Source organism: Arthrobacter sp. AK01 (genome assembly GCF_021109375.1).
Classification (GTDB): domain Bacteria; phylum Actinomycetota; class Actinomycetes; order Actinomycetales; family Micrococcaceae; genus Arthrobacter.
Window position 1 is genome coordinate 1 of record NZ_JAJOHP010000005.1, and the last position, 24,548, is coordinate 24,548.

Genomic DNA, 24,548 nt, shown 5'->3' on the forward strand with positions numbered 1-24,548 from the left:
CCCCCCCCGCGCGGGCGGGCCCCCCCCCCAAAACACCCCCCACCAAACCCCCGCGGCCCCCCCCCCGGGGGGGGGGGGTTGGCCCCCCACCCGCCCCCCCCCCCCCCCCACCCCAACCCCTTCAGGATTTTCCCCATGACTTATCCCAACCCCCACCTGTCCCGCCGCCATTTACTGGCCGCAAGTGCCGCCGTCGTGGTCGCCTTTTCTGCCGCTTCCTGCACGGCCAGCCCGACGCCGTCCCCCACCTCGACGGGTCCGGCACCTACCGCTTCGGATCCTTGGCGGCCCGTTGCCCACCTGACAGCTGAAAAGAACTGGCTCAACGACCCCAATGGCCTCGTCTTCCACAACGGGACCTACCACGCGTTTTACCAGTACAACCCGCGCGGAAACTCGTGGGGCAACATGTCCTGGGGCCACTCCACCAGCACAGACCTGGTGCACTGGGAACAGCGTCCCGTGGCCATGGAAGCCAGCCCCGAGGAAGAGATCTTCTCCGGCTGCATCGTCATGGACACGAACAACGCTTCCGGACTGGGATCGGCAGGGAATCCGCCGATGGTGGCCCTCTACACCAGCGCTTACGGGAAGAACGGTGCACTCCCCCAGGGCGCGCAGGCACAGTCGCTCGCCTTCAGCTTGGATAACGGGACCACTTGGCAGAAGTACCGGGGCAACCCTGTGCTGAACCTCGCGCCCACGAACAACAACTTCCGCGATCCCAAAATCACCTGGTATGAGCCGGGCGGTTACTGGGTGATGACCACCGTGGTGGCCGACGCCCAAGTGGTCAAAATGTTCAAGTCCACCGATCTGCTCCAGTGGGATTACTTGAGTGATTTCTCGGGAGTCGGAGCGCAAGGAGGGCTCTGGGAGGTGCCCGAACTTCTCCAGATGAAGGTAGAAGGTTCCACCGCGAAGAAGTGGGTGATGCTGCTCAGCATCAACCCCGGCGGTATAGCTGGCGGCTCGGGCATGCAGTACTTCGTCGGTGAATTCGACGGGACCCGCTTCACAGCCGAAAACGCGGCCGCACCGGATGCCCCACTCAACGAATCCCGGTGGCTGGACCATGGCGCCGACTATTACGCGGCCAACTCCATCTCCGGCGCGCCCGGGGACAAACCCGTGCTGCTTGGCTGGATGGGCAACTGGGACTACGCCCAGCATGTTCCCACCACTCCGTGGCGAGGTTCCATGGCGATTCCGCGCGAGCTCACCTTGGTTCGCGGAGAGCGCCGTTTCGAACTGCGGTCCGTCATCGCCTCCGCAGCAAGAACGGCACTTGAACGCGCCGGCAGTGAAGTCAAAGGCAAAAACCTCACCATCGGCTCCTCACCGCAGGCACTCGGCGAGGACTTCACGGGCCGCGCCCAACTGATCGAACTCGAGATGGAACTGACCTCTGCCCGCGAAGCTGGACTGATCCTCCGCCAATCGCCCGATGCCAATGCGGGCCTGCGTATCTCCTACAACAAGGAGAACCACACTCTCAGGGTGGACCGGTCCAAGGCCGGAACGGGCAACTTCTCTGAAAAGTTCAGCCCATTTCACGAAGTGGCCCTGCCATCCTCCGGGAACAAGGTCCATCTGACCATCCTCTTGGATTCGTCCTCTGTGGAAGTCTTCGCCGGAGACGGAGCTGCGGTTGTTTCGGACACGTTCTTCCCGGACTGGGACGACACGGGTTCTTCAGGGTTCAGCCTGGATGGCGACACGGACTTCACCGTGCGAACGCGCTCACTTTAGTGCCGCCGATGAGCGGGATCCCACCCATTAAGACCCCTCTTGGGGGAAGGGATCTTGCCCCTCGTTGCCCCTTCGCGGCTCATTGAGGATAGTTTTGTCCCTATGACATCCAGCGATGCCGCATTTGAACAGCTGCTCACCGACGCCCGCGAATGGGCATCCCAAGACCCGGATCCGGCGACGTCGGCCTCTCTCGTGGAGCTCGCCGAACTCGCCAGTGGCGGTGATGCGGGAGCAGCCCAGGAGCTGGGCGACAGCTTCAACGGCACCCTGCAGTTCGGCACTGCCGGCCTCCGCGCAGCACTGGGCCCCGGTCCCAACCGCATGAACCGCGTCGTTGTCCGTCGAGCCGCGGCAGGTTTGGCGGCTTTCCTCACCGAAGCAGTCGCTGCAGCTGCGCCGGGAACCCAGCCACGCGCCGTCGTCGGCTTTGATGCCCGCTACAACTCGGACATCTTTGCCGAGGAAACCGTGGCAATCTTCACCGCAGCAGGAATCGAGACGTTCCTCATGCCGGCGGCGCTCCCGACGCCGTTGCTCGCCTACGCGGTCAGGTCACTGGGGTGCGACGGCGGCGTGATGGTCACAGCCAGCCACAACCCGCCGCAGGACAACGGCTACAAGGTCTACCTGGGGCGGCACGCTGTGCCGGAGAGCGGGCGCGGTTCCCAGATCGTGGCCCCCTACGATGCAAAAATCGCGGCGAAGATCGAGGCTGTGGGTGCGCTGGACTCGATTCAGCTGGCCGCGGCCGGCTGGACCGTGCTGCCCGACGCCATCACCGCAGAGTATGAAACTGCCATGGCCGGCCTGGCAGATCGGGAACACTTTCCCGCCCGGGACCTCAAGATCGTCCTGACTCCCATGCACGGTGTGGGTGGCGAAACGGCCGTCTCAGTCCTTAATGCCGCAGGTTTCACGGACGTCACCCTGGTGGCTGAACAGGCGGCCCCGGACCCTGACTTCCCCACTGTTGCCTTCCCCAACCCGGAAGAACCCGGCGCGCTTGACCTGGCTCTCGCGGCTGCCGCGGACTCGGATGCGGACATCGTTCTGGCCAATGATCCCGACGCCGACCGCGCCGCAGTCGCAGCCTTGGATCCCGCCACCGGTGCTTGGCGGATGTTGCGCGGGGACGAAGTGGGTGCGTTACTGGGCGCACATGTCGTAGCGCGCATGGCCGCCGGTGCGGGCGAAGAGTCCCGGGGCGGCGTCTTCGCCAACTCGATCGTGTCCTCACGCCTTCTCTCACGGATCGCGGCAGCAGCCGGGTATGCGCACGAGGAAACGCTCACGGGATTCAAATGGATTTCCCGGGTTCCCGGCCTCACCTACGGGTACGAGGAAGCACTGGGTTACTGTGTGGCGCCCGAACTGGTGCGCGACAAGGACGGCATTTCCGCAGCAGTCCTGATCGCCGAATTGGCCGCCGCCGCCAAAGCTGAGGGCAGGACCATCTTCGACACCCTTGATGACCTGTACCTGGTGCATGGGCTGCACGCCAGTGACCAGTTGAGCATCCGGGTGGCAGACCTCGGGTTGCTCGACGCCATGATGAACCGCCTGCGGGTCAACCCGCCCGAAGCATTCGGAGGCTCCGCCGTCGAGGTCTTCACCGACTTGGCAGAAGGAAGCGAGGCCCTGCCGCCCACGGACGGCCTGCTGTATGTGACCAGGGACCTCACCCGCGTGATTATCCGTCCCAGTGGCACGGAGCCCAAGCTCAAGTGCTACCTGGAAGTCATCCAGGCCGTTGAGTCCGCGGCCGAACTGCCCGAGGCACGCCAAGCAGCGCGGGCCTCCCTGGACGATGTCCTCAGGGATGTCCGCGAAGCATTGGGTTTGTAGGAGTCCTAGACTTCAACTTCGATGAAACCGTCCACCAAACGGGTGGCGAAGACGGCGAGCTTAAGTTCCGGGTTGGTGAAGCACTCCCCGGTTTCGAGGTCGTAGACCTCCTTGTGCAGTGGCGACGCGATGGTCGGCCTGCTGCCTCGGGATCCGATGATGCCGCGGGCCATGACGTTGGCCAGCGTTGCAGGATCCTGCTGTGCCACAGCGAAGACCTCGGTGGGCGCGGTGCGGAACAGGGCAACCTGGCGTCCGGCGATCAGTGCCGCTTCGCCCCAGGCCACTTCCAGTTCTGCCACCGGGCAAACACGCTGCCACGTGGCGGTGGTGGTCAGGTCCTCGGCACGGTCCAGAATTACGGTCATTTCAGCCCCTCTCACTGTGTCCGGGTGCTGGCATTTCCACCGTCACTCCCCCGGACCGGGCCACGCTTGCGGCCACTCCTCCACGCTAGGGCGGGGGTGTTTCAACAGGGGTGCGCGTTTGTGTCTAACGCGTAAAAGAGACCTCACGCCCCCGGAAATGCGTTCGTGATGCAGAAGTTAAGATCACGAAACATAAGGGAAACTGAAGCGAAACTGCCCGTCCCTAGGCTGGAACCACAAGTTGCGGAGATCCGTCTGCAACATCTGCGAAAGGCCCACCAGTGACCGGACACACTTCAAGTACAGAGAACCCGCGCCGCATCGTCGTCGTCGGCGGCGGCCCCGCTGCCCACCGTTTCGCCGATGCCATGGTCAACCGGGGACTTGAAGGTTGGCAGGTTACGGTGCTGACCGAAGAGGCCCACCTCCCTTATGACCGAGTGGCGCTGAGCAAGGCCCTCACCGAAACCGACGTGGACCTCACCCTGGGCGAGGCATCGATGTGGGACCACGAGGCCCTGACCCTCAAGACCGGCGAGCGCGCCGTCAAGATCCACACGGTTGCCAAGAGTGTGCTCACGGCCGCCGGCAACAAGTACGAATACGACCACCTGGTGGTTGCCTCGGGTTCGGATGCAGCCCGGCTTCCCATTCCCGGCGCCGAGCACACCCACGTTTACCGCACGCTCGAAGACGTCTGGGCCATTAACAAGGCCATCGCCGAGCTCAGTGCGAAGCTGGGACGCAAGGTCAACGCAGTCACCATCGGCGGCGGCCTGCTGGGGCTTGAGTCCGCGGCCGGTACCGAGCAGCTCGGTGCCACTCCGGTGGTCATCAACGGGTCGCCTTGGCTCATGAACACCCAGTTGGACGAAGGCGCAGGCCAGGCCCTCGGTCGGCTGATTGAAGCCAAGGGCTTCGAGGTCCACGGTGGCGTCTTCCCTTCGGAGGTTGTTACGGACGACGACGGCAACGTCACCGGAGTCCTCATGGCCGACGGCCGCACCATCGACGCCGACCTTGTCATCGTGGCTATCGGCGTCAAACCCCGCGACGACCTTTTCCGCGCGGCAGAAGGCGAAGAGCAGCTCTTCAGCTTGGGCCAGCGCGGCGGTGTGGTCATCAACGATTTCTGTGCCACCGAAGTGGACGGGATCTGGGCCATCGGTGAGGTGGCCAACTTCGAGGGCATGTGCTTGGGCCTCGTGGCTCCCGCCAACACCATGGCCGAGATCGTTGCCGACCGCCTGCACGGTGGCGAAGCGACCTTCCCGGGCTTTGACACTGCCACCAAACTCAAGTTGTCCGGCGTTGATGTTGCCAGCTTCGGTGACGCCTTCGCCCGGACCGAGCACTCCCTCGAAATCGTTTACGCCGACCCCGCCCGCGGCGTTTACCAGAAGATCGTCACCACCGATGATGCCAAGACCCTCTTGGGCGGCATTTTCGTCGGCGATGCTTCCCCCTACATGAGCCTCCGCCCGCTCCTGGGCCGCGAGCTCTCCGCCGAACCCGGTGCCTATCTGAGCGCTGCCGGCGGTGGCGAGGCCCCGGAGACCGAGCTCCCCGATGACGCCATCCTGTGCTCCTGCAACAATGTGGCCGCCGGAACCATCCGCGACACCATCAACGGTTGCGGCGCCTGCGAAGGCGACGCTCCTGTGCAGGAACTCGGCGAACTCAAGGGCTGCACGAGGGCCGGTACCCAGTGTGGATCGTGCGTCCCCATGCTCAAGAAGCTCCTCGAAGGCGAGCTGAAGAAGTCCGGCATCGAGGTCTCCAAGGCACTCTGCGAGCACATCAGCCTCTCCCGCCAGGAACTCTTCGACGCCATCCGCGTGCTGGAACTGACGTCCTTCGAAGAGATCATGGCCAAGTACGGCACCGGCGCGGGCTGCGATATCTGCAAGCCGACCATTGCCTCCATCCTGGCCAGCCAGCACTCCGCCTATGTCCTGGATGCCGGACGTGGCTCGCTGCAGGACACCAACGACCGCGCTTTGGCGAACATGCAGAAAGACGGCACCTACTCGGTGGTCCCCCGCATCGCAGGTGGCGAGATTACGCCCAAGGGCTTGGGCGTCATCGCGGCCGTTGCCGGGAAGTACAACCTCTACACCAAGATCACGGGCGGACAACGCATCGATATGTTCGGTGCCCGCCTTGAGCAGCTCCCGGACATCTGGAAGGAACTGGTGGATGCCGGTTTCGAGTCCGGACAGGCGTACGGCAAGAGCCTGCGCACGGTGAAGTCCTGCGTTGGATCCACGTGGTGCCGCTTCGGTGTCCAGGATTCCGTGGCGATGGCCATCGCACTGGAGCTCCGCTACCGGGGCCTCCGCAGCCCGCACAAGCTGAAGATGGGTGTCTCCGGTTGCGCCCGCGAATGTGCCGAAGCCCGCGGCAAGGATGTTGGCGTGATCGCTACGGCGGACGGTTGGAACCTGTATGTCGGCGGTAACGGTGGCGCCACCCCGGCCCACGCCCAGCTGCTCGCCAAGGATCTGGACGACGAAACCCTTCTGAAGTACATCGACCGCTACCTCATGTACTACATCCGCACCGCCGACCGCCTGCAGCGCACCGCTCGCTGGCAGGAGGAGCTTGACGGCGGCATCAAGCACGTCGAGGAGGTAGTGGTCAACGACTCCCTGGGCATCGCCGAAGAGCTTGAGGCAGCCATGGCCAAGCACATCGACACCTACGAGGACGAGTGGGCTGAGACGTTGAAGGACCCGGAGCGCCTCCGCCGTTTCCGTTCCTTCGTCAACGCTCCCAACCAGAAGGACGAATCCATCTCCTTCGTTCCTGAGCGGGGCCAGATCCGTCCGGCCACGAACGAAGAAAAGGGCGGTGTGCTCATTGCCTCCACCATCCCGGTCCGCAGCGAAACCGTCGGCGCAGAAAACTAGGGGTCTCCCATGCAGCTCACCATCGATCTCACCGGCCGTGACGTCCTCGTCACGGGATCGGACAAGTCCGCCCGCCAAGCAATCCGCCGCTACCAGAGCGCCGGTGCCCATGTGTACCGGCTGAGCACCCCGGAGGGTGTGCCCGGCGACGGCCAGCTCCCCGAGCGCCCGTTCCTGGTGGCAGTAGTGGACGACGGCGGGGCCGGCTGGCTGCCGCTGGTGGAACGCTGCCGCGACGCCGGAATCCCGGTTGCGTTCGAGCCCGCCCCGGGCGCTGAGGGCCACGTCACCCTGGTAGGCGGAGGCCCGGGGGCCCTGGACCTGCTGACTGTTGGTGCCGTTGACGCCTTGCGGGATGCCGACGTCGTGTTCTATGACCGGCTGGCTCCCTACCAGGAACTGGCCGACCTGACCTCTGCCGAGCTGGTGGATGTCGGAAAGCAGCCTGGCCTCCACAAGGTGACTCAGCGTGACATCGAGAAGCTCATGGTGGAAGCTGCCCTGCTGGGCAAGAACGTGGTCCGACTCAAGGGCGGCGATCCATACGTGTTCGGCCGCGGAGGCGAGGAAGTGGCCGCCTGTGTTGCGGCCGGCGTCCCGGTACGGGTGATTTCCGGTGTCACCAGTGCCATCTCCGTTCCTGCAGCGGCAGGGATCCCGGTGACACACCGCGAAGTGAGCCACATGTTCACCGTGGTGTCCGGCCACGCCCCGTTGACCGAGAAGGAGCACACCCACCTTGCCGGCCTTGGCGGCACGATCGTGGTCCTCATGGGTATCGGCACCCTTCCCCAGCTGGCGGCAGGCCTGCGTCGGGCCGGGATGAATTCGGACATGCCCATGGCCGTCGTTGAACGTGGCTACCGTCCGGGACAGCGCACCACCATCGCTGATCTGGGTACGATCGAAACTGCAGCCACCGGCTGCAGCAACCCGGCCGTTCTGGTCATCGGCGAGGTGGTCCGGGTGGCTGAAGCCAACCGCAATCATGCTGAAGCATCCGCTGAACTGAGCCGCCTCGCGGCTTCGCTCCTTGAAGCCTGAAGGTAAGAACACATGACTGTTGCACGCGCCCTCGAAGTCCACGACGCCACCGCCGCTCCGGGAGTATCCGAAGCGGCCGATGCGCCGCTGGATGGCTTCCGAATCGGCGTCACCTCGCACCGCCGTTCCCGTGACCTCATTGAGGCATTGGAGCGCCGCGGTGCGAGCGTGTTGCACGCCCCCGCTTTGAAGATCGCACCTGTGCAGGAAGACATGGTCCTCATCGAGGACACCCGCACCATCATTGCGGCAAAGCCGGACATTTGTATCGCCACCACGGCTTACGGAATGCGCCGCTGGTGCGAGGCCGCGGACTCGTTCGGCATCGGCGAGCAACTCCTGGAAACCCTGTCCGCTTGCCGCATGTTCGTCCGTGGCCCCAAGGCCCGCGGTGCCGTGCGCGCTGCCGGTCTTGCCGACGTCGGAATCAGCAGTGACGAAACCACGGCCACGCTGGTGGACATGCTGCTGGCCGAAGGCGTTCGTGGCAAGACCGTGGCCGTGCAGCTGCACGGATACACCGACGTCCGCCAGCTGGAGCGGCTCCGCATGTCCGGCGCCACGGTCCTGACGGTGACCCCGTACCGCTGGGTGAAGCCCGACGGCGAGGACAAACTGCCGCGCCTGATCGAAGCCGTGGTGGGCGGGAACCTCGATGTACTGACGTTCACCAGCGCCCCCGCGGTGGATGCCATGTGGAGCACCGCTCACGAAATGGGCCTCTACCGGCAGCTCATCGAAGCCCTTAAGGGGCCGGTGACTGTTGCCGCGGTGGGGCCGGTCACCGCACAGCCACTGGTCGACGCCGGGCTGACGCCCCTTATCCCCGACCGCTACCGGATGGGTGCCTTGATCCGCTTGGTGACGGAGCACCTGTCCCTGAACCACGTGCGCCGTTTGGAAACCAAGAGCGCAACGATCGAGCTGCGTGGGCGCTGCCTGCGGATCAACGGTGAGGTGGTGGACCTTGCACCGGCCCCCCTCCTGCTGCTGCGGGCCCTGCTCGGCGCGGGTGGAGCCGTATTGTCCAGGGAAGCGCTCTCGGACCTGTTGGACCTGCGTGGCTCCGTGCACGCCCTGGACATGACAGTCAGCAGGCTGCGGTCCTCGCTGCCGGATGGCAAGCTCGTGGAGACCGTCGTGAAGCGCGGTTACCGGCTGCGGGCGTAGGCTCTCCGCTTCCTCGTCCCCTGCCCCGCTACGCCGCCTTCACCAGGGGAAGTTCGTCCCAGTTGGTGGTGTAGCGGGGGCTGAGCATGTCCCGTTTCATGGACCAGTCCGGGCCGCCCTTAATGCCGGCGTGGCCCAGGCCGATGGAGCCCCGGCCATACCGCTTGCTGACTTGCTCCAGCAGGGGGCCGATGCCGCGCTCCTCATGACGGTTCTCGAAGATCTCCAACGGTTTCTGGTTGCCGCTGGGACGGAGGTCCGTGACCATGATTCCGGCTTTGGCATACTTCACGCCTTCCTGGATTTTGGGGACCAGCGCGTGTGCGGCCTTGGTGAGGAGCACGGGGTCCGACGTGGGCATGGGCAGCCTCACGGTGACCGTGGGAAAGGACTTATCGTTCGGGTTGTAGACGGACGTCGCGGCAAACGCTGTTAGGAGCTTGGCCTGAAGATCGTGCTTGGCCAGCCTGGCACTGGCCATTTGACCGTAGACGCTGAGCACCTGCCGCAGCTGGTCCGTCGTCGTAATCGGTGTGGAGAACGAGCGGGAGAAGATCAGTTGGTCCCGGCCGACTCTCTCTTCCTCCATGGGAATACAGGGCGTGCCTTGGAGTTCCAGGACGGTTCGCATCATGACAATCGAGAACTTGTCCCGCAAAGCAATCGGGTCGGCGTGGACCAGGTCCAGGATTGAGAAGATTCCCAGGGCGTTCAGGCGCTTGGTAAGCCGCGTTGCCACACCCCAGATTTCAATGACGGACAGCCGTGCCATGAGAGCTTCGCGTTGGGCTTCGGGGACCGAGTCCCAGCGGCATACGCCGTGGAAGGCTGGATTGTGCTTAGCCCATTTGTTGGCGAGCTTGGCCAGGGTCTTGGTGCGGGCGATTCCGACACAGACCGGAACCCCCACATGCCGTTGGCAGGCTGCCTTGATGGTGCTTCCCAGCTCCAGCAAGTCCTGTGGTTGTCCCCTGACTCCGAGAAACGCCTCGTCAATGGAGTAGACCTCCTGCCATGCCGAGTAGCGGGCCAGGAGCTCCATGACCCGGGAGCTGATGTCGCCGTACAGTTCATAGTTGCTGGAGAGCGCTATCAGCCCCCATTCCTTGGCCCGTGGGGCGATCTTGAACCACGGCTCCCCCAGCCCAATGCCCAGCTTCTTGGCTTCCGGCGACCTGGTCACGGCGCAACCGTCATTGTTGGACAACACAATCAATGGCTTGCCCTCCAGCGCGGGGTTGAAGGCCCTCTCCGCCGACGCATAGAAGCAGTTGATATCCACATGGGCAATCTCTTGCATTTGATGCATGAGAGCTGGCTTGGACATCATTCTCCTTGCGTTCGCCACTAGCACGCATGCCCGCAATCATCACGCAGGACACCCCGTGCATTCGAATATATCTTCGAATGCATCAACTGTACCGCCGACCGCCGACAAGAAACCGCGTTGCAGCAGCGACCGAACTCCGCCCACAACATCAGCTCCAGTTCGATATCAACCTGCCGCTGATCACACCGCTTGGGTTAGTCGTGGGCGGGTTCGCCACTGACTTGGTGGTCGGCGTGGTTGATGGTCTTCTGGATGAGCCGGGGTTTGGCGAGTTGCCAAAGAAGGTTGAGGCGGGTCGGTTCGGCCAGCATCCGAAGTGTCACGGCTGCGATTTCGAGCAGTTCCGGCCCGGACTGACACCATCGAGGAGTAGACCCATCCTTCAAGTGCATATGTCGCGTTTGTGCACTCAAAGATAGAACGGATCAACTCGGGGATCAGCGGGGGCGGCGACAGCTAGATGTGATGCAGGCACGTGGTTGCCACGCCCCAGATGGTCAGCTCAGACATTGCCGGCACGCGAATGTCCGGGTACTTGGGATTGTCCGCCTGGAGGATCACCCCTGAGGGCGTGACGCGGAGCCTCTTGATGGTCAACTCACCGTCAAGGACAGCCACGACGACGGACCCGTCCTTGGGCTCCAGCGCCCGGTTAACGATCAACTCGTCCCCGTCGCTGATCCCGGCACCCTCCATGGATTGCCCCGTCACCCTCACCACGAAAGTGCTGGTGACATCCTTGATCAGGTGCTCATTGAGATCGATCCTGCCGTCAAAGTAGTCCTGGGCAGGCGATGGATACCCTGCCGCCACCGGGATTGGAGCCAGCAGTACCGACATCAGGGAAAAGCCCGCATCTATCACGCGGGGGCCGACGATCACGCCCACAACACACCTTTATTCGAATATATGTTCGATACTTGAGTGTACAGCGGTTGGCGGACATTGTTCGATCTCCACCCGAAACCTACCCGCGGAACCGTGAAATCGCGGGCCGGAGATGGCATGGCTGCTGGTCCCCGCCGGGGCGGGGAAGGCAGATAGAGCTATCCGCCGGTTCCCGGCCGGGCTGGTGCTGTGATCTCGCGCGCGGGCAGGACGGCGGCGTCCAGGATGGTACGGTTCCCGAGCGGCCGTTCGAGATCGACAGCGAAGGGCGTCGCCGGGTTTCCCTGACAGGTGGCCCACTGCGCCCCGGCGGGCTGCACCCCCAGGACGACCTCGACCGTGGACTCTGTTTCGACGAGCTTGACGACGTCAATCCGGCCTTCGGCGTTCTTCCCGGAGTTGCAGTCGAACTCCGTGACGAGGAGAGCCACGCGATCGGACTCAGGGACCGGCGGCAACGAGGGATCAAGAGTGACTGCGCCGGCTCTCAGCTCGCCAAGGTCCAGCGTGGGCGTGCAGGTCGATGACTCGACGACCGCCCATACCGGTTGACCTGGTTCCGATGCCATGGAGTGGGTGGAAATGACGATGTACATGTAGTCGCGGACATCGCCGTAGCCGTGATCCTGGGGAGCTGCGAGTTTGTTCATGAGCATCACACGATCGCTGCTCTCCTGCGCAATCAGCCAGGTGACCGGGTCAAAAGCCGAGACCCCACGGCCGGCGAGAGCCGGGGCGGCCTCCGGGCCGAGCTCGCTGGCCGGTCGTGGATTGTCCAGCGCCGGACGCGAAACTTCGTTGCCTTGGCACAGCACAACTTCCGGTCGGATTTCCGGGGTTGGGCTCCCGGCGGACGGCAGGCTGGCAGACGGCAGGCCGGCGGCCGGCTGTCCGAGCGATGCGCACCCCGTTCCCAACAGCATCAGGGCTCCGCAGGCCAATGTAAGGCGTGGTGCTGCTGTCAATAGTTTCCCCATGCCGCCAAGGCTACGCCGCTCACCGGACGGGACCCATCACCGGACGGGACCCATCACCGGACCAGACCTCATCATCGGGCAAGCCCCGCCCATTCGCGAACCTCTCCGGTCACTTTCCCGGCGCGTTGGCCACGTGAGGTGGCGTCAGATGTGCCGAAGATACCTCTGAGGTGCGTCCAGGAATGACCGCCAGTTAGCAACAAGATCAAGATCTTCCCAGTCGCGTGCCCGCAGGCCCCAAGGCCCGACTTCCAGGATCCGGGCGCCCGGAAGGGCCGCCAGAAGAGGTGAGTGAGTGGACATGATGACCTGGGAATCTCCGTGGGACAACAGGTCCTTCAGAACACTGAGAAGGCTGAGGCAACCGCTGAACGACAAAGCCGACTCGGGCTCATCGAGCACCCACAATCCGTGTCCCTTGAATCTGTCCAGCGCCAATTCCAGGAATGACTCGCCGTGGGACATGTCGTGGAATGGGATGTCCCCGGATGTGCTCGGGTTCATCTCGAGGTACGTGAAGAATCCGTGCATGGTTTCGGCCCGCAGGAAGTACCCCCGCCGGCTGGCACCGGCATTCCGGACAAGCTGCAGGTGATCGGCGAGGACGGATTCGCTGGACCTGGTGGTGTGCCGTGCACCGGTGGAACCGCCTTCCGGCGACAGACCGTAAGCCAGGGCGATGGCTTCCACCAGGGTCGATTTGCCGGACCCGTTCTCGCCAATCAGGATGGTTGCTGAGGTCAGGTCGAGGCCCTCATCAAGCACCTGGGCAACAGGCGGCAGCGCTGCCGGCCAGCGACCGCGATCAAGAACGTTTGCAGGGTCCTCAGCAACCCGTCGGATGGGGTAGGTGTGGAGGGGCATGCGCCCATTCTTGCAGTCACCGAATCTCCGGCTAGCGAATCACGCGGTACCGTACGTGCGTCACGAGCCCGGTCCCCCGTACGTCCACCGGCTCCAGGCGGACGTCCCCGAGTCCATCCAGCAGCCGCTCGCCGCCGTCGAGAATGACCGGCGAGATGTGGAGCCTCAACTCGTCCATCAGCCCCGCCGAGAGGAACTGCCGGGCCGTCTGCGCTCCGCCGGCGATGGCCACGTCCTTGCTGCCGGCAGCTTCCCGGGCACGGTCCAGTGCAGCCTCAATACCATTGGTGACAAAGTGGAACGTCGTGCCGCCCTGCAGCTCCAAGGGCTCCCGCTCATGATGGGTCAGGACGAAGACGGGCGCATGGTAAGGAGGTTCCTCACCCCACCACCCGCGCCAGTCCGCGTCCCAAGGGCCGGCCCCTGGTCCTGCGTACATGTTCCTGCCCATGATGTAGGCGCCCGCCTCCAGGATCCCGGCCACTTCGGCTGCGTTGGCTTCACGCTCTTCGAACTGCCAGCGGTGCAGGCTTTCGCCGCGCTCCCCCAGCGGCTGATCCAGGGACTGGTTGGGGCCGGCAACAAAGCCGTCCAGGGACACGGTGAGATCGCAGGTTACTCGGCTCATGCGCCCATCCTGCCACCCACCATGCCGGCCGTACAGGAAACAGTTGGGGCCAGGACCCTAGGCGGAGGAACCGACGGGCTCTACGCTGAACCTGTTCACCAGCGCGATGACGCGAAGAGAGGGCAGCCATGGCTCGGGATCCAAAACCCACGTTGGAGCAACTGAACATCCTGGTCGGCGAGTGGGAAACGTCCATTCCGGGCATGGAGATCTCCGGTAGGACGGCGTTCGAGTGGCTCGAGAGTGGAGGCTTCCTCATTCAGCGCTCCACGGTCCAGCACCCCGAGTACCCCAACGCGGTCAGCGTCATCGGCGCCACAGGCTCGGACGGTGCGTTCCAGCAGCACTATTTCGACTCCCGTGGCGTAGCGCGGATCTACGACATGACGCTCAAGGACAAGCTGTGGACCCTTTTCCGGGATGGACCGGACTGGCCTCAGCGCTTTGTTGGCCGCTTCAGCGAGGATGGCACCACCATCACTGCGCGCTTGGAGCGGGGCAGTTACCCCGGTGGACCGCTGGAACACGACTTTGACATGGTTTACAGGCGCCTCGCTTAACCCGAGTACTACCCAATAACTCCACCTCATTTACAGATCCCCTGCCCGGTGGGAACATAAGCCCCATAGTCCGCGGAGGCATCGCCCGGCCACGCCCGGCGCCGTCAGCTGCAGCTATGTAGTCAGCTCTCCTCTGAGAGGAACGGCCATGGGTCGTCTGGGGACCGGGAACAGTGGGGATGCGGGTACCGAACCCGCCAGTGATCCTTCACGCCACCGGGGCAGTGGCATCGAAAAAGTCGACGCAGTGGTGGTTGGTTCAGGCTTCGGCGGTTCCGTGGCCGCACTTCGACTGGCCGAAGCCGGGCAGTCCGTTGTGCTCATGGAACGCGGCAAACCTTACCCACCCGGCAGCTTCGCGCGCTCGCCGTCCGAGATGGGCAGGAACTTCTGGGATCCGGACCGCGGCCTGTACGGGCTCTTTGACGCCTGGACATTCCGTGGCACTGAGGGACTGGTGTCCAGCGGGCTGGGTGGCGGCTCACTCATTTACGCCAACGTGCTGCTGCGCAAAGACGAAAAGTGGTTCGTCAACGAGTCACCCATTCCCGGCGGCGGGTACGAGAACTGGCCCTTCACCCGGGCAGATCTCGAACCTTACTACGATGCCGCCGAGGCTATGCTCCAGCCTGTCCCCTACCCGTACAGGGACACGGCCAAAACCGTGGCCATGGAAAAATCGGCCGCGAACCTGGGCCTGGCCATCACCCGCCCGCCCCTTGCCATCACGTTCTCCAGCAGCCCGACCGCGGAACCGCGGACCAACCATGCGCTGCCCCTGCCCGGCTACGGCAGCATCCATGGCCCCGACACTGTGCGGACGACGTGCACGCTCAGCGGTGAATGCGACATCGGGTGCAACGCCGGCGCCAAGAACACCTTGGACCACAATTACGTCTCAGCCGCGGCATTCAAGGGCGCCGATGTGCGCACCTTCCATGATGTCCGCGGCATCCGGCCGCTGGATTCCGGAACGCCGGGCAGCGGTTACGAGGTCCGGTACGTTGTGCACAATCCGGACCACCACGGCGAACTCCTCACAGAGCGCATCATCCATTGCCGCAGGCTCATCCTGGGCGCAGGTACGTTCGGCACCAACTTCCTGCTGCTCCGCAACCGCGGGTCCCTCCCGGCACTCAGTGACGCCTTGGGCACCCGGTTCAGCGGCAACGGCGACCTTTTGACGTTCATCATGGGCGCCAAGACTCCCCCTGCCAACGGCTCGCGTCCCGGCGTCCGAACGCTGGCCGGCAGCCGAGGGCCGGTGATCACCACAGCGATCAGGGTTCCGGATTCGAACGACGACGACGGCGATGGTCGCGGCTACTACGTGGAGGACGCCGGGTATCCGGCCTTCATGAACTGGCTCATCGAAACCGCCCAGTTGGGAACCACCATCAAACGCACCGCCAGGGTCGCGGGGCAACTCTTCAAGGACAGGCTGTTCGACTCCGGCCGTTCCAACGTCTCGGCCGACCTCGCCGCAGCCCTGGGTGACGGCCGTTTATCGTCCAGTTCGGTGCCTTTGCTCGGCATGGGCAGGGACATTCCCGACGGCGTGATGACCCTTCGCGACGGCAGGCTCGCCATCGCCTGGACCATGGCCACGTCCAAGGAATACTTCGGCCGCGTCCGCGAAACCATGGAGTCGGTTTCCAAAGACCTCGACGGCGACTTCATTGACAACCCGCTGTGGTGGGCCAAGCGCGTCATCACCGTCCACCCGATCGGGGGCGCGCCGTCCGGCCGGCACCCCGGGGAGGCAGTCTGCGATTCCTATGGCGAGGTGTTCGGGTACCCGGGGCTGTACGTGGTCGATGGAGCCGCTATGCCCGGTCCGGTGGGCGCCAACCCGTCCTTGACCATCGCCGCGTTCGCGGAACGCACGTGTGCCCACATCGTCGAGGACGCGGACAGGGCGGGCCACAGAGGCATCAGTCCCGCAGATGCGCAGGCCCCGGGCGAGTCCAGCGGAAAGGCGACCGTTGAGCGCGAGGCGGCAGGCGCCGTCGTCGACGTCGGTGCGTCCGCTCCGCGCGCTCTGGCACCGGACGCTACCAAAGGCAAGGCGGCGCCCGAGGAACAGCCTGCGAGCGCCGTCTCCGAAGGGTCCGGGGTGCGCAGTCGCGGCCTGGGGGTGCCTGGCGCTCAAAACAAGGATGCAACGTCCGTGCGGTTCACCGAACAGATGCACGGTTGGTTCAGTCCCGGCATCACCGACCCGGAAAAGGGCCGGAGCCTGGGGCGGGACCGAAGCCGTCGGATCATGTTCGAGCTAACCATTGTTGCCGAGGACATTGACGCGTTCGTTGCCGACCCGAACCACCCTGCCAAGACCGAGGGCTATGTCTTGGCGGACTACTTCGGCGGCCGGATGCCGGTGGAGCGTGGCTGGTTCAACCTGTTTGTCGAGGACACCTCCGACGACGGCGCACCAGCCAGGCGCATGCTGTACCGGTTGTGGCTGCGGGACCCAGGCGGAACGCCGTTCACGTTCACCGGGCACAAACTGATCCACAACGAGGCAGGCTTCGACCTTTGGGCGGACACCACCACCCTGTATGCGACCATCCTCAAGGGGCACGTTCCACCGGAGGCCGGGCTGCCGGCCTCAGACGACACCGGCCATGAGGGCGTCGTGGGCGCCGGCATCCTTTACATCAGGCCTCTCGACTTCGCCAAGCAACTCACCACGTTCCGCGCCGAAGGCCCAGCCCCCGTTGCAGGATTGGTGGCCTTCGGGAAGTTGTTCGGTGGCGAACTCCGGCAGGTCTACGGTGCGGGGCTCAAACGTATCCCGTTCCCTTTCAAGCCGAAGCAATGAAAAGCTGGGAGCTCGCGAAACACCACGCCGTCCTGGGTTTCACACCCCAGGCGGCGGTTCGTTGGCTCTCACCCATGTCGCTGGCCAGGACTGCGCTGAAGGTTGCGGCGGCCACCGTATTCGCCGATTTTGGCGATAAGCGTGAGCTTGAGGGCAGCTTTCCCGCCGATCCCCTGCGCTTGGATAACCTTCCCGTCCAGGGCCAGCCGGCGCAGCCCCCGGTCAGCAGCCGGGGCCTGCCCTCGCCTGCCGGGCTTCAGGACGAGCGTGCAGCCGGGTCGGCACCTGCGGACATGTGGCTCGACTTCGCGGCCGACCTCGGCGACGGCTTCGATGCCACGTACACGGTGGCATCCCTGCTGGCCCAGGACACCCTGACCGTGGACGGACATGAGCTCCCCCGCGGCAGGATCCTGGTGCTGGGAGGGGACGAGGTCTACCCTGTGGCTTCCCCCGCGGCCTATGAGAACCGGATGGCCGGCCCGTACCGGACGGCATTTCCGGCCCACCCCCGACGGGATCCCGTACCCATCATGCTTGCGCTTCCCGGCAACCACGATTGGTACGACGGCCTCACCTCCTTCGTCCGGATCTTCACCAGGCAACGGAGCATCGGGGGCTGGCGGACCATCCAGACGCGCAGCTACTTTGCCGTCCGGCTCACCGGAGCCCCTCCCGGGCCGGGCCGCGGCGGCACGCCCGGCTGGTGGCTGTTGGGCCTGGACAGTCAATTGGGTCAGTACATCGACGAGCCGCAGCTGGATTACTTCTACCGGAACGTCACCCTTCAATTGCAGCCAGGTGACGCGATCATCCTCTGCGTGGCCGCCCCCTTCTGGGTTGACGCCGCTGATCCGGGCCTAGGTGAGTTCCGCCAGGCAAACTTCTTCGAACAGGACTACCTGCGCCGGCGCTTCAACCCTGAAACCGGCATGTTCGAAGCCACCGGTGCCAGCGTCCGGCTGTGGCTCACCGGCGACCTCCACCATTACGCCCGCTACGAGGACTCCCACCCCGGAGAGCACTCCCGCGGCCAGCACCAGGCACCGGATCCAGGCAAGACCCAGATGATCACCTGCGGGTTGGGCGGCGCCTACCTCTCGGATACACACGGGCTGCCGGAGGACATCGTCCTTCCTGCCCCGTCGGCGGCTCCCGGTGAGTCCTCCAACGGCGCACACACGGGGCTGACGGGCACGGGGCAGCCAGGCTCTGGGCCCACAGCCGCAGCCCGAACGTTCACCCGCACACCCACCACCTTTCCCGGCCAAGGAGATTCCCGCCTGCTCGGCCCGCAGCTGGCCAACCCCTTCTCGCAGTTCTGGCTCCCCATCCGCAACCCCGGCTTCGGATTGTCGCTCGGCATAGTGCACGTGGTGGCCGCCCTGACTCTGTGGACCGTCTTCAGCGCCTTCCGCGGCGAGTCGTTCGTGGACAGCCTGCGCAGCCTCACCCGCGGCAACACCTGGTTGTTGGTCCTCGTCCTGGTCCTTGCCCTTCCGCTGGTGCTGGCCGTCGCCTCCACGCTTGCCCGCTGGCTCCGAGTGGCCAAGGCAGGCATCGTCGTTTTTGTCCGGGGCGCGCTGTACCAGCTGTCAGCGCTCGCGGTGAGTGCCGCCGTCGTGATCCTGGTTCCCTGGCCAGGAAGCTGGCCGGACTTCGTGATCCTGGTCCTGGCCCTGGCGCTGGTGCATCTGGGTGGCTGGGTGCTCGGCAGCGAGGCCTTTGCCCTGTACATCCTGGCGACGCCCAGCGGAGAGGTGTCCTCCTGGAGGATGTCCGGCCAGGCAATCGAGGACCATAAAGGCTTCCTCCGCATCCACCTCGCACCCGACGGCGACCTCACCGTCTACCCCCTCATGGTGGACACAGTCTGCCGCGATTGGCAGCTGGCAAGCAGCGACGACGGCGCGCGCCTGGTTCCGGTTACCGGCCTGCCCGGCGTGCGGCTTCTTGAAGAACCCATCACCATCGCACGGACCATCACCATCACACAGAAGGGAAGCACCCCATGATCATCACCCGTGCCGAGCACAGGACTGAGGTCATCCCCCTCCGTGCCCGGGACAACACACCGCTCAGCCTCGTCCACGTCACGTCGCCGGCGGAAGCCACAAAGGGTCCCGTGATACTGGTCCACGGCTCAGGCGTCAGGGCTGAGCTGTTCCGGCCCCCGGTCAAGACCACCATCGTAGACGTCCTCCTCGAAGACGGCTGGGATGTGTGGATGCTGAACTGGCGGGCTTCCATCGACCTCGATCCGCTGTCCTGGACGCTCGCCGACGCTGCCGTGTACGACCATCCTGCCGCCGTCGAGCACGTCCTGAACGCGACGGGCGCGGAGACCATGAAGGCTGTGATCCACTGCCAGGGATCCACATCATTCACCATGTCCGCCGTGGCCGGACTCCTGCCGCAAGTGGACACCATCGTGTCCAATGCGGTGTCCCTGCACCCGGTGGTTCCGGCGTTCTCCCGGCTCAAGATCGACTACCTGACCCCTGTGGTCAAGGTCTTCACTCCGTACTTGTCACCAGCGTGGGGGTACAAGTCGCAGGGGTACTTCACCCGGGCCATCCGGGGCCTGGTCAAAGCCACGCACCATGAATGCGACAACACCGTCTGCAAGATGGTCAGCTTCACCTACGGCAGCGGCCGCCCGGCCCTCTGGTCCCATGAAAACCTCGACGACGCCACCCACCAGTGGCTCAGCGGAGAGTTCGCGGAGGTACCCGTGACCTTCTTCGAAGAAATGGGCCGCAGCATCAAAGCAGGGCACATGGTGGCTGCCGGCGACCATCCGGAACTGCCGGACAACTTCGTCGCAGAGGCTCCCCAGACCGACGCGAGGTTCGCTTTCATCGCCGGCCTGGACAACCTGTGCTTCCTGCCCGAAAGCCAACAACGCACCTTCGCGTTCTTCCAAAAGCACCGCCCCGGCAAGGACTCACTCCACCTCATCCCCGGCTACGGCCATTTGGACGTCTTCTTCGGCGACCACGCCTGGCAGGACACCTTCCCAGTCATTGTCAACGAACTCAACGGAACCCCAGCAATCAGCCCAGCCCAGGAGCCAACACCATGAAAAACCTCACCGAGCTGGCCACACCCTTGCTCAAACTCCTCCCGTCTCCGGTTCCACGGCGGCAGGAGCGGCTCCGCGGGCAGCATGCCTTCGCGGATGGGATCAAGTACGTCATGCCGGTCAACTCCGATGACTCGCCCGTACTGATGGCGGCCTTCCCCATCAACAAGAAAGCCGCGGCCGCTGCGCTGCCGGGTTCCGAGATGCGGCCGTTCAGTCTCGGCGGCAAAGGCTTGTTGGTGGTGACGGTGGTCAACTACAAATCCACTGACATCGGGAAGTACATCGAATACTCCCTGGCCATCGCCATCACCCACGGCAGCCGCCCAGCCCCGCCGATCCTCCCGCTGCTCTTCCAAAAGACCTTCAAACTGGGTCAGTTCGTGGTGGACCTGCCCGTGAGCTCCGAAGTCTCAGTCAAGGGAGGCAAAGGGATCTGGGGAATGCCCAAACACCAAGCCAACCTGGACTTCGTGGTCACGGACTCCTCGGTCTCCGCACAGTACGACAAGGACGGCCAGTTGGGCTGCTACATCGAAATCGAACGGCCGGCAGCGCCAAGCGCAACCCAGCTGCCGCTCAAACTCGCTGCCTCAAACTACTGTGTCTTCCGGAACATGCTCTGGAAATCGGACATCTACTTCGAAGCCACCGGGGACATCGCCCTCGGAGCCCAAGCCAAGGCGCGGCTCATCCTCGGTGACGCGCCCGGCGTCGAACCCTTGAAAAAGCTGCAGGTAGAAAGCAAACCGGTGTTCACCGCATGGTTGCCCCAAGCCCACGGTGTCCTGGACGACCACTACGAAGCCTGGTTCCTCACAGCCCCCACCCAGCTCGAAGCCGCAGCGCTGCGCGGCGGGGACATGATGGACAGCGTGGTGGATTTGGGCCAAGGGCAGGAATGGCTGGCCCCGCCGGACCGCAGCCGGGTACAGGGCGGTGCCCAATGAACTGGCTCCTCCTGATCAACGCCCTCTACTTCCTCTTCGGCGCCACCATGTACGTCGGCACCATGTGGGTGCTCAAGTTCTTCCTCTACCCCACATGGGAATCATTGGCCCGCGACAACGTGGACATGCACTTCGGCATCCCCACGCGTGCGGCCACCAAGTTCTTCACCATCGTGGTGCCCATCATGTTCATCTCCGGCGGCATCCTCGTCTGGTCCGAATGGGGCAGCATCCGCGTCATCCCCGCCATCATCTGCCTGCTGGGAATCATCGTCCTGACCTGGGTGGGCCAAGGCATCATCATCCCCATCAACGTCCGGATCCGTGGCGGCGACTTCGCGGACGATACCGAACTGCGCACCCTGCTCGAACGCTGGATGATGCTCAACGACATCCGCTTCTACGTATCCACCCTCACCTGGGCCGCCATGGTGTGGCTGCTGGTGGACCGCGGCCGGCTGTTGGAGTCGTTCGCGTGACCGCGCACCAGCCCGGTCACCCCGCCCGATCCCGCCGGCCGCACCCTCCCGGCACTCTCGCCTGGGCCCTCGCTGATCCACTTCGAGCAGCCCTCGCAGTCATTGCCATCATCACGGTGCTGACCGGTGCCATCCAGGTTCCGTTCGGCGGACCGGTCCTCCAACTGATCGGCGCCGGCTCCACCCCCGAAACCCGCCAACTCTTCGGCACCGTGGGCATGTTCATGGTCGTGGTCGGCGGACTGCTCCTCCACACCCTGCTCAACACCGTGCCTTCCCCGGAAGTGGTGCTCTGGTCCGGCCTGCAGAAAACCGGCGCCTTCGGAGCCGTAGGCATCGGCGTCCTCAACGGCGTCTTCTCACCCCTGGCCCTGCTAGTCGCCTTCTTCGACCTCGCGACGGCGATACTCCTGTTCATCTATTGGCGTCGCATCAGTGCGGCACCAGCGAACGCCGGGCTGGCAGGATGAAGCGCACCGTGAAACGCTCGCTGGTCCTCGCAGGTGGCGGAATGCGGGTGGCCTGGCAGGCCGGCGTGGTGAAAGCGCTCGCCGAGGAAGGCCTGGAATTCCACCATATTGACGGCACCTCCGGCGGGATCCTCACGGCCGGCATGCTGCTCTCAGGAGTGTCGCCTGAGGAGATGTGCAACCGTTGGTCGGGGGTTGACGTCAAGGACTTCGGCTCGGCATTGCCTGTGGGTGACTATCTCAAGGGGCCGTGGTCACTTCCTGCCATCGGCGATGCCGACGGCATCCTCGGGAAAGTCTTCCCGACTCTGGGCATCAACGACGCAACCATCCGCGCCCGCGCGGCTGAACCGGGCGCCGTCGACGGTTCCTTCAACGTAGTGGAGTTCACCGAAAAGCGCTGCCACGCACTCGACGCCACGGTCATTGACGCCGGGCTCATGGCGGCGGGCATGTCGTTGCCCATCTTCCTGACACCCCTGCGACGGGACGGGAAGATTTGGACCGACGCGGTCTGGGTACGGGACGCCAACGTGGCCGAAGCCCTGCAGCGGGGTGCCGACGAAGTATGGCTTGTCTGGTGCATTGGAAATACGCCGTACTGGGGCGATGGTCCGCTGGAACAGTACGTGCACATGATCGAAATGAGCGCCATGGGGGCGCTCTTGGCGGATTTCGAGGTTGCCGCAGCTGCCGGGCGCGAGTTTGTGCTGCATGTGGTCCGGCCACGCCACCCGCTTCCGTTGGACCCGGAGTTCTACTTGGGCAGGATCGACGCCGAGACCCTGATCGGGATGGGTTACCGGGATGCCCGCGCCTACCTTGAATCAATGACTGACGCCGGAGTGGCCAAGGATGCGAGCTGCACTGCGATGACTGAACCGGCACCGGGAGTCCGCTTCAACGACACCCTTCGCGGCGACCTGGACGGTTCTCCCGTGACGCTCAAGGCCACAGTGGTCCTTCCGTCTGATCCCGGCGATGAAGCGCCTCAGCTCACCGGATACCTTGAGCACCCACGGTTCGGGCGGGCGTTCCTGGCAGGCGGCCGGGTGGAGGTCATGGGGGACGACGTCACGTACCGTGCACGGGTAAGGCTCGACGGCGGGTGGCAAAGCGTCGCCGTGACGCGCACCTTGCGTGACGACCCGGGTCCGGATGCCTGGGCGGATACGCGGCGTGCCCGGCTGGAAGTTGGTGGGCTGGTTGCCGACCTCAGCATGAGCCTGGCCGACGCTGCAGGGCTCCTGGCCTCCCTCGAACCGGTGGGCGCCCACGGACTCGTGGACCGTGCGGGGGCAGTGGCCGGCTTCGCTGGGAACGGTTTCCGCGAGCTGCTCCGCCGATACTGAGGGTCATGGGCGGCCGAATGTGACGCACGTTATTACCGGCTGGTAAACACCACGCTACGGATACGCCAAAGATGGCAACAGCGGGGAAACACCCGCGAAAAACCGGCCCAATACGCTGATGATCAACAGCAGGTCATATGAGCGAAAGGGCCAAACATGTCCGCCACCCCGTCCGCACCTTCCCTCCACATCGTCATCGCAGGCGCAGGCCCCGCCGCCCAGGCTTTGGTGCGGCGACTTGCCGGAAGGTCCGACTCCCGGCGACGCGCGTTCGACGGAACCATCACCGTGCTCAGCAACCGTGACGAGTGCCCGGACGCCCTGCTTGAACTCGCTGAACTCCCCCAGGTCTCGGTCCGCTTCGGCCAGCCGGCCAGCTTCATCGACGCCGACTCAAAGATTGTCACCACTGTGGACGGCATGGAGTTCGCTTACGACCAGCTGGTCATCGCAACAGGCTCCGCCCCGGTCCTGCCCCCGGTGGCGGGCGCCGAATCCAGCCTGAGCTACTCCACCATCGACGACGCCGCAAACATCGGCGAAGCAGTCAAGGACGTCACCCGGATCGTCGGCCGACGCCCCTTGGGGATCCTCGTAGGCAACGGACCTGCTGCTGGCCAGGCTGAGGCCGTGCTGCGGGCACGCGGGGTCCGTCCCGTCCGCACCACCCTCCGCCCTGCCGCCGTCGTAGCGTCTGCTGCTGGCTCCCCGCTCCCGGCAACCGGCATCCTCTTCGAGGATGGCAGCAGCATGAACGGAGACCTCGTAGTCATCGCCGAGGAGCGCACTGCACGCAACGATCTCGCCGGGAGCGCCGGCCTCCTGGTAGCGTCCGACGGCGGCATTGCAGTGGGGCGCGACCTCGCCACCTCCGTTCCGGGTATCTGGGCGATCGGCGACGCCGCGTCCTGCGACGGCCTTCGCCTTGGTTTGCTTCTCTCCGCCGAGTCTTCGGCGATGCTGTGCGCTTCGGGCATGCTCTTGGGTGCGCCGGGCTTCGCGAATCTGCAAGCGCCCCTTGCAGCATGATCCTTCTCGGCTGGAAGT

General features: G+C 64.6%; 21 protein-coding genes. 14 read left to right on the forward strand and 7 right to left on the reverse strand.

Annotation, left to right across the window (positions count from 1 at the left end):
• The first annotated feature begins 135 nt into the window (after window positions 1–135).
• Together LN996_RS02790 and LN996_RS02795 are read left to right on the forward strand one after the other, a co-directional pair.
• Window positions 136–1,752, forward strand: coding sequence for a glycoside hydrolase family 32 protein (locus LN996_RS02790; RefSeq protein WP_231338669.1), 1,617 nt, complete (start codon window positions 136–138; stop codon window positions 1,750–1,752).
• Window positions 1,753–1,854: 102 nt separating this feature from the next.
• Window positions 1,855–3,600, forward strand: a complete 1,746-nt coding sequence (locus LN996_RS02795) for a phospho-sugar mutase (RefSeq protein ID WP_231338670.1) — start codon at window positions 1,855–1,857, stop codon at window positions 3,598–3,600.
• A gap of 5 nt (window positions 3,601–3,605) precedes the next feature.
• On the opposite strand, the gene nirD is transcribed toward LN996_RS02795, so the two are convergent.
• Window positions 3,606–3,968 carry a nitrite reductase small subunit NirD gene (gene nirD, locus LN996_RS02800; RefSeq protein WP_231338671.1) on the reverse strand — a complete coding sequence of 121 codons (363 nt, stop codon included), beginning with the start codon at window positions 3,966–3,968 and terminating at the stop codon, window positions 3,606–3,608.
• A 281-nt stretch (window positions 3,969–4,249) separates the two neighbouring features.
• Between nirD and nirB the strand changes: the two genes are divergently transcribed.
• From nirB to LN996_RS02815, 3 genes are read left to right on the forward strand one after another with little or no spacing between them, the layout of a single operon-like run.
• Complete coding sequence (nirB, locus tag LN996_RS02805) at window positions 4,250–6,880, forward strand: nitrite reductase large subunit NirB (protein WP_231338672.1); 2,631 nt, start codon at window positions 4,250–4,252, stop codon at window positions 6,878–6,880.
• Between the two features lie 9 nt (window positions 6,881–6,889).
• The gene (gene cobA, locus LN996_RS02810) at window positions 6,890–7,924 is read left to right on the forward strand and encodes a uroporphyrinogen-III C-methyltransferase (RefSeq protein WP_231338673.1); all 1,035 of its coding nucleotides are present in this window, start codon (window positions 6,890–6,892) and stop codon (window positions 7,922–7,924) included.
• Window positions 7,925–7,936: 12 nt separating this feature from the next.
• Entirely contained in the window at window positions 7,937–9,094 is a 1,158-nt protein-coding gene (locus LN996_RS02815; protein WP_231338674.1) for a uroporphyrinogen-III synthase, read from the forward strand.
• A gap of 28 nt (window positions 9,095–9,122) precedes the next feature.
• Here the strand turns inward: LN996_RS02815 and LN996_RS02820 are convergent, their stop codons facing one another.
• The 6 genes from LN996_RS02820 to LN996_RS02845 form a co-directional block, all read right to left on the reverse strand.
• The gene (locus tag LN996_RS02820; RefSeq protein ID WP_231338675.1) at window positions 9,123–10,421 is read right to left on the reverse strand and encodes a Y-family DNA polymerase; all 1,299 of its coding nucleotides are present in this window, start codon (window positions 10,419–10,421) and stop codon (window positions 9,123–9,125) included.
• A 197-nt stretch (window positions 10,422–10,618) separates the two neighbouring features.
• The gene (locus LN996_RS02825; protein WP_231338676.1) at window positions 10,619–10,816 is read right to left on the reverse strand and encodes a hypothetical protein; all 198 of its coding nucleotides are present in this window, start codon (window positions 10,814–10,816) and stop codon (window positions 10,619–10,621) included.
• Window positions 10,817–10,880: 64 nt separating this feature from the next.
• On the reverse strand, window positions 10,881–11,312 hold the full coding sequence (locus tag LN996_RS02830; protein ID WP_159697748.1) for a LexA family transcriptional regulator: 432 nt from the start codon (window positions 11,310–11,312) through the stop codon (window positions 10,881–10,883).
• 158 nt (window positions 11,313–11,470) lie between these two features.
• Window positions 11,471–12,289 carry a hypothetical protein gene (locus LN996_RS02835; protein WP_231338677.1) on the reverse strand — a complete coding sequence of 273 codons (819 nt, stop codon included), beginning with the start codon at window positions 12,287–12,289 and terminating at the stop codon, window positions 11,471–11,473.
• A gap of 144 nt (window positions 12,290–12,433) precedes the next feature.
• The gene (locus tag LN996_RS02840) at window positions 12,434–13,153 is read right to left on the reverse strand and encodes an ATP-binding cassette domain-containing protein (protein WP_231338678.1); all 720 of its coding nucleotides are present in this window, start codon (window positions 13,151–13,153) and stop codon (window positions 12,434–12,436) included.
• Between the two features lie 31 nt (window positions 13,154–13,184).
• Window positions 13,185–13,781 carry a dihydrofolate reductase family protein gene (locus LN996_RS02845; RefSeq protein ID WP_231338679.1) on the reverse strand — a complete coding sequence of 199 codons (597 nt, stop codon included), beginning with the start codon at window positions 13,779–13,781 and terminating at the stop codon, window positions 13,185–13,187.
• Window positions 13,782–13,909: 128 nt separating this feature from the next.
• Here LN996_RS02845 and LN996_RS02850 point away from each other — a divergent pair, with 128 nt between their 5' ends.
• The 9 genes from LN996_RS02850 (at window position 13,910) to LN996_RS02890 (ending at window position 24,530) form a co-directional block, all read left to right on the forward strand.
• A complete protein-coding gene (locus LN996_RS02850; protein ID WP_231338680.1) occupies window positions 13,910–14,341 on the forward strand; it encodes a hypothetical protein in 432 nt (143 codons plus the stop codon).
• Between the two features lie 148 nt (window positions 14,342–14,489).
• On the forward strand, window positions 14,490–17,165 hold the full coding sequence (locus LN996_RS02855; RefSeq protein ID WP_231338681.1) for a GMC oxidoreductase: 2,676 nt from the start codon (window positions 14,490–14,492) through the stop codon (window positions 17,163–17,165).
• Window positions 17,162–19,180, forward strand: coding sequence for a hypothetical protein (locus LN996_RS02860; RefSeq protein ID WP_231338682.1), 2,019 nt, complete (start codon window positions 17,162–17,164; stop codon window positions 19,178–19,180). The genes LN996_RS02855 and LN996_RS02860 overlap by 4 nt, the downstream gene beginning before the upstream one ends.
• Window positions 19,177–20,250 carry an alpha/beta hydrolase gene (locus LN996_RS02865; RefSeq protein ID WP_231338683.1) on the forward strand — a complete coding sequence of 358 codons (1,074 nt, stop codon included), beginning with the start codon at window positions 19,177–19,179 and terminating at the stop codon, window positions 20,248–20,250. Before LN996_RS02860 ends, LN996_RS02865 begins: the two co-directional genes overlap by 4 nt.
• Window positions 20,247–21,200 (forward strand): acetoacetate decarboxylase family protein, encoded by a 954-nt coding sequence (locus tag LN996_RS02870; RefSeq protein ID WP_231338684.1) that lies wholly within the window; start codon window positions 20,247–20,249, stop codon window positions 21,198–21,200. Before LN996_RS02865 ends, LN996_RS02870 begins: the two co-directional genes overlap by 4 nt.
• Window positions 21,197–21,679: a hypothetical protein gene (locus LN996_RS02875; protein WP_231338685.1), complete on the forward strand. Its 483-nt coding sequence runs from the start codon at window positions 21,197–21,199 to the stop codon at window positions 21,677–21,679. Before LN996_RS02870 ends, LN996_RS02875 begins: the two co-directional genes overlap by 4 nt.
• On the forward strand, window positions 21,676–22,149 hold the full coding sequence (locus LN996_RS02880) for a hypothetical protein (RefSeq protein ID WP_231338686.1): 474 nt from the start codon (window positions 21,676–21,678) through the stop codon (window positions 22,147–22,149). Before LN996_RS02875 ends, LN996_RS02880 begins: the two co-directional genes overlap by 4 nt.
• An 8-nt stretch (window positions 22,150–22,157) precedes the next feature.
• Window positions 22,158–23,501, forward strand: a complete 1,344-nt coding sequence (locus LN996_RS02885; RefSeq protein ID WP_231338687.1) for a patatin-like phospholipase family protein — start codon at window positions 22,158–22,160, stop codon at window positions 23,499–23,501.
• A 156-nt stretch (window positions 23,502–23,657) separates the two neighbouring features.
• A complete protein-coding gene (locus LN996_RS02890) occupies window positions 23,658–24,530 on the forward strand; it encodes an FAD-dependent oxidoreductase (protein ID WP_231338688.1) in 873 nt (290 codons plus the stop codon).
• The last annotated feature ends 18 nt before the right edge of the window (window positions 24,531–24,548 follow it).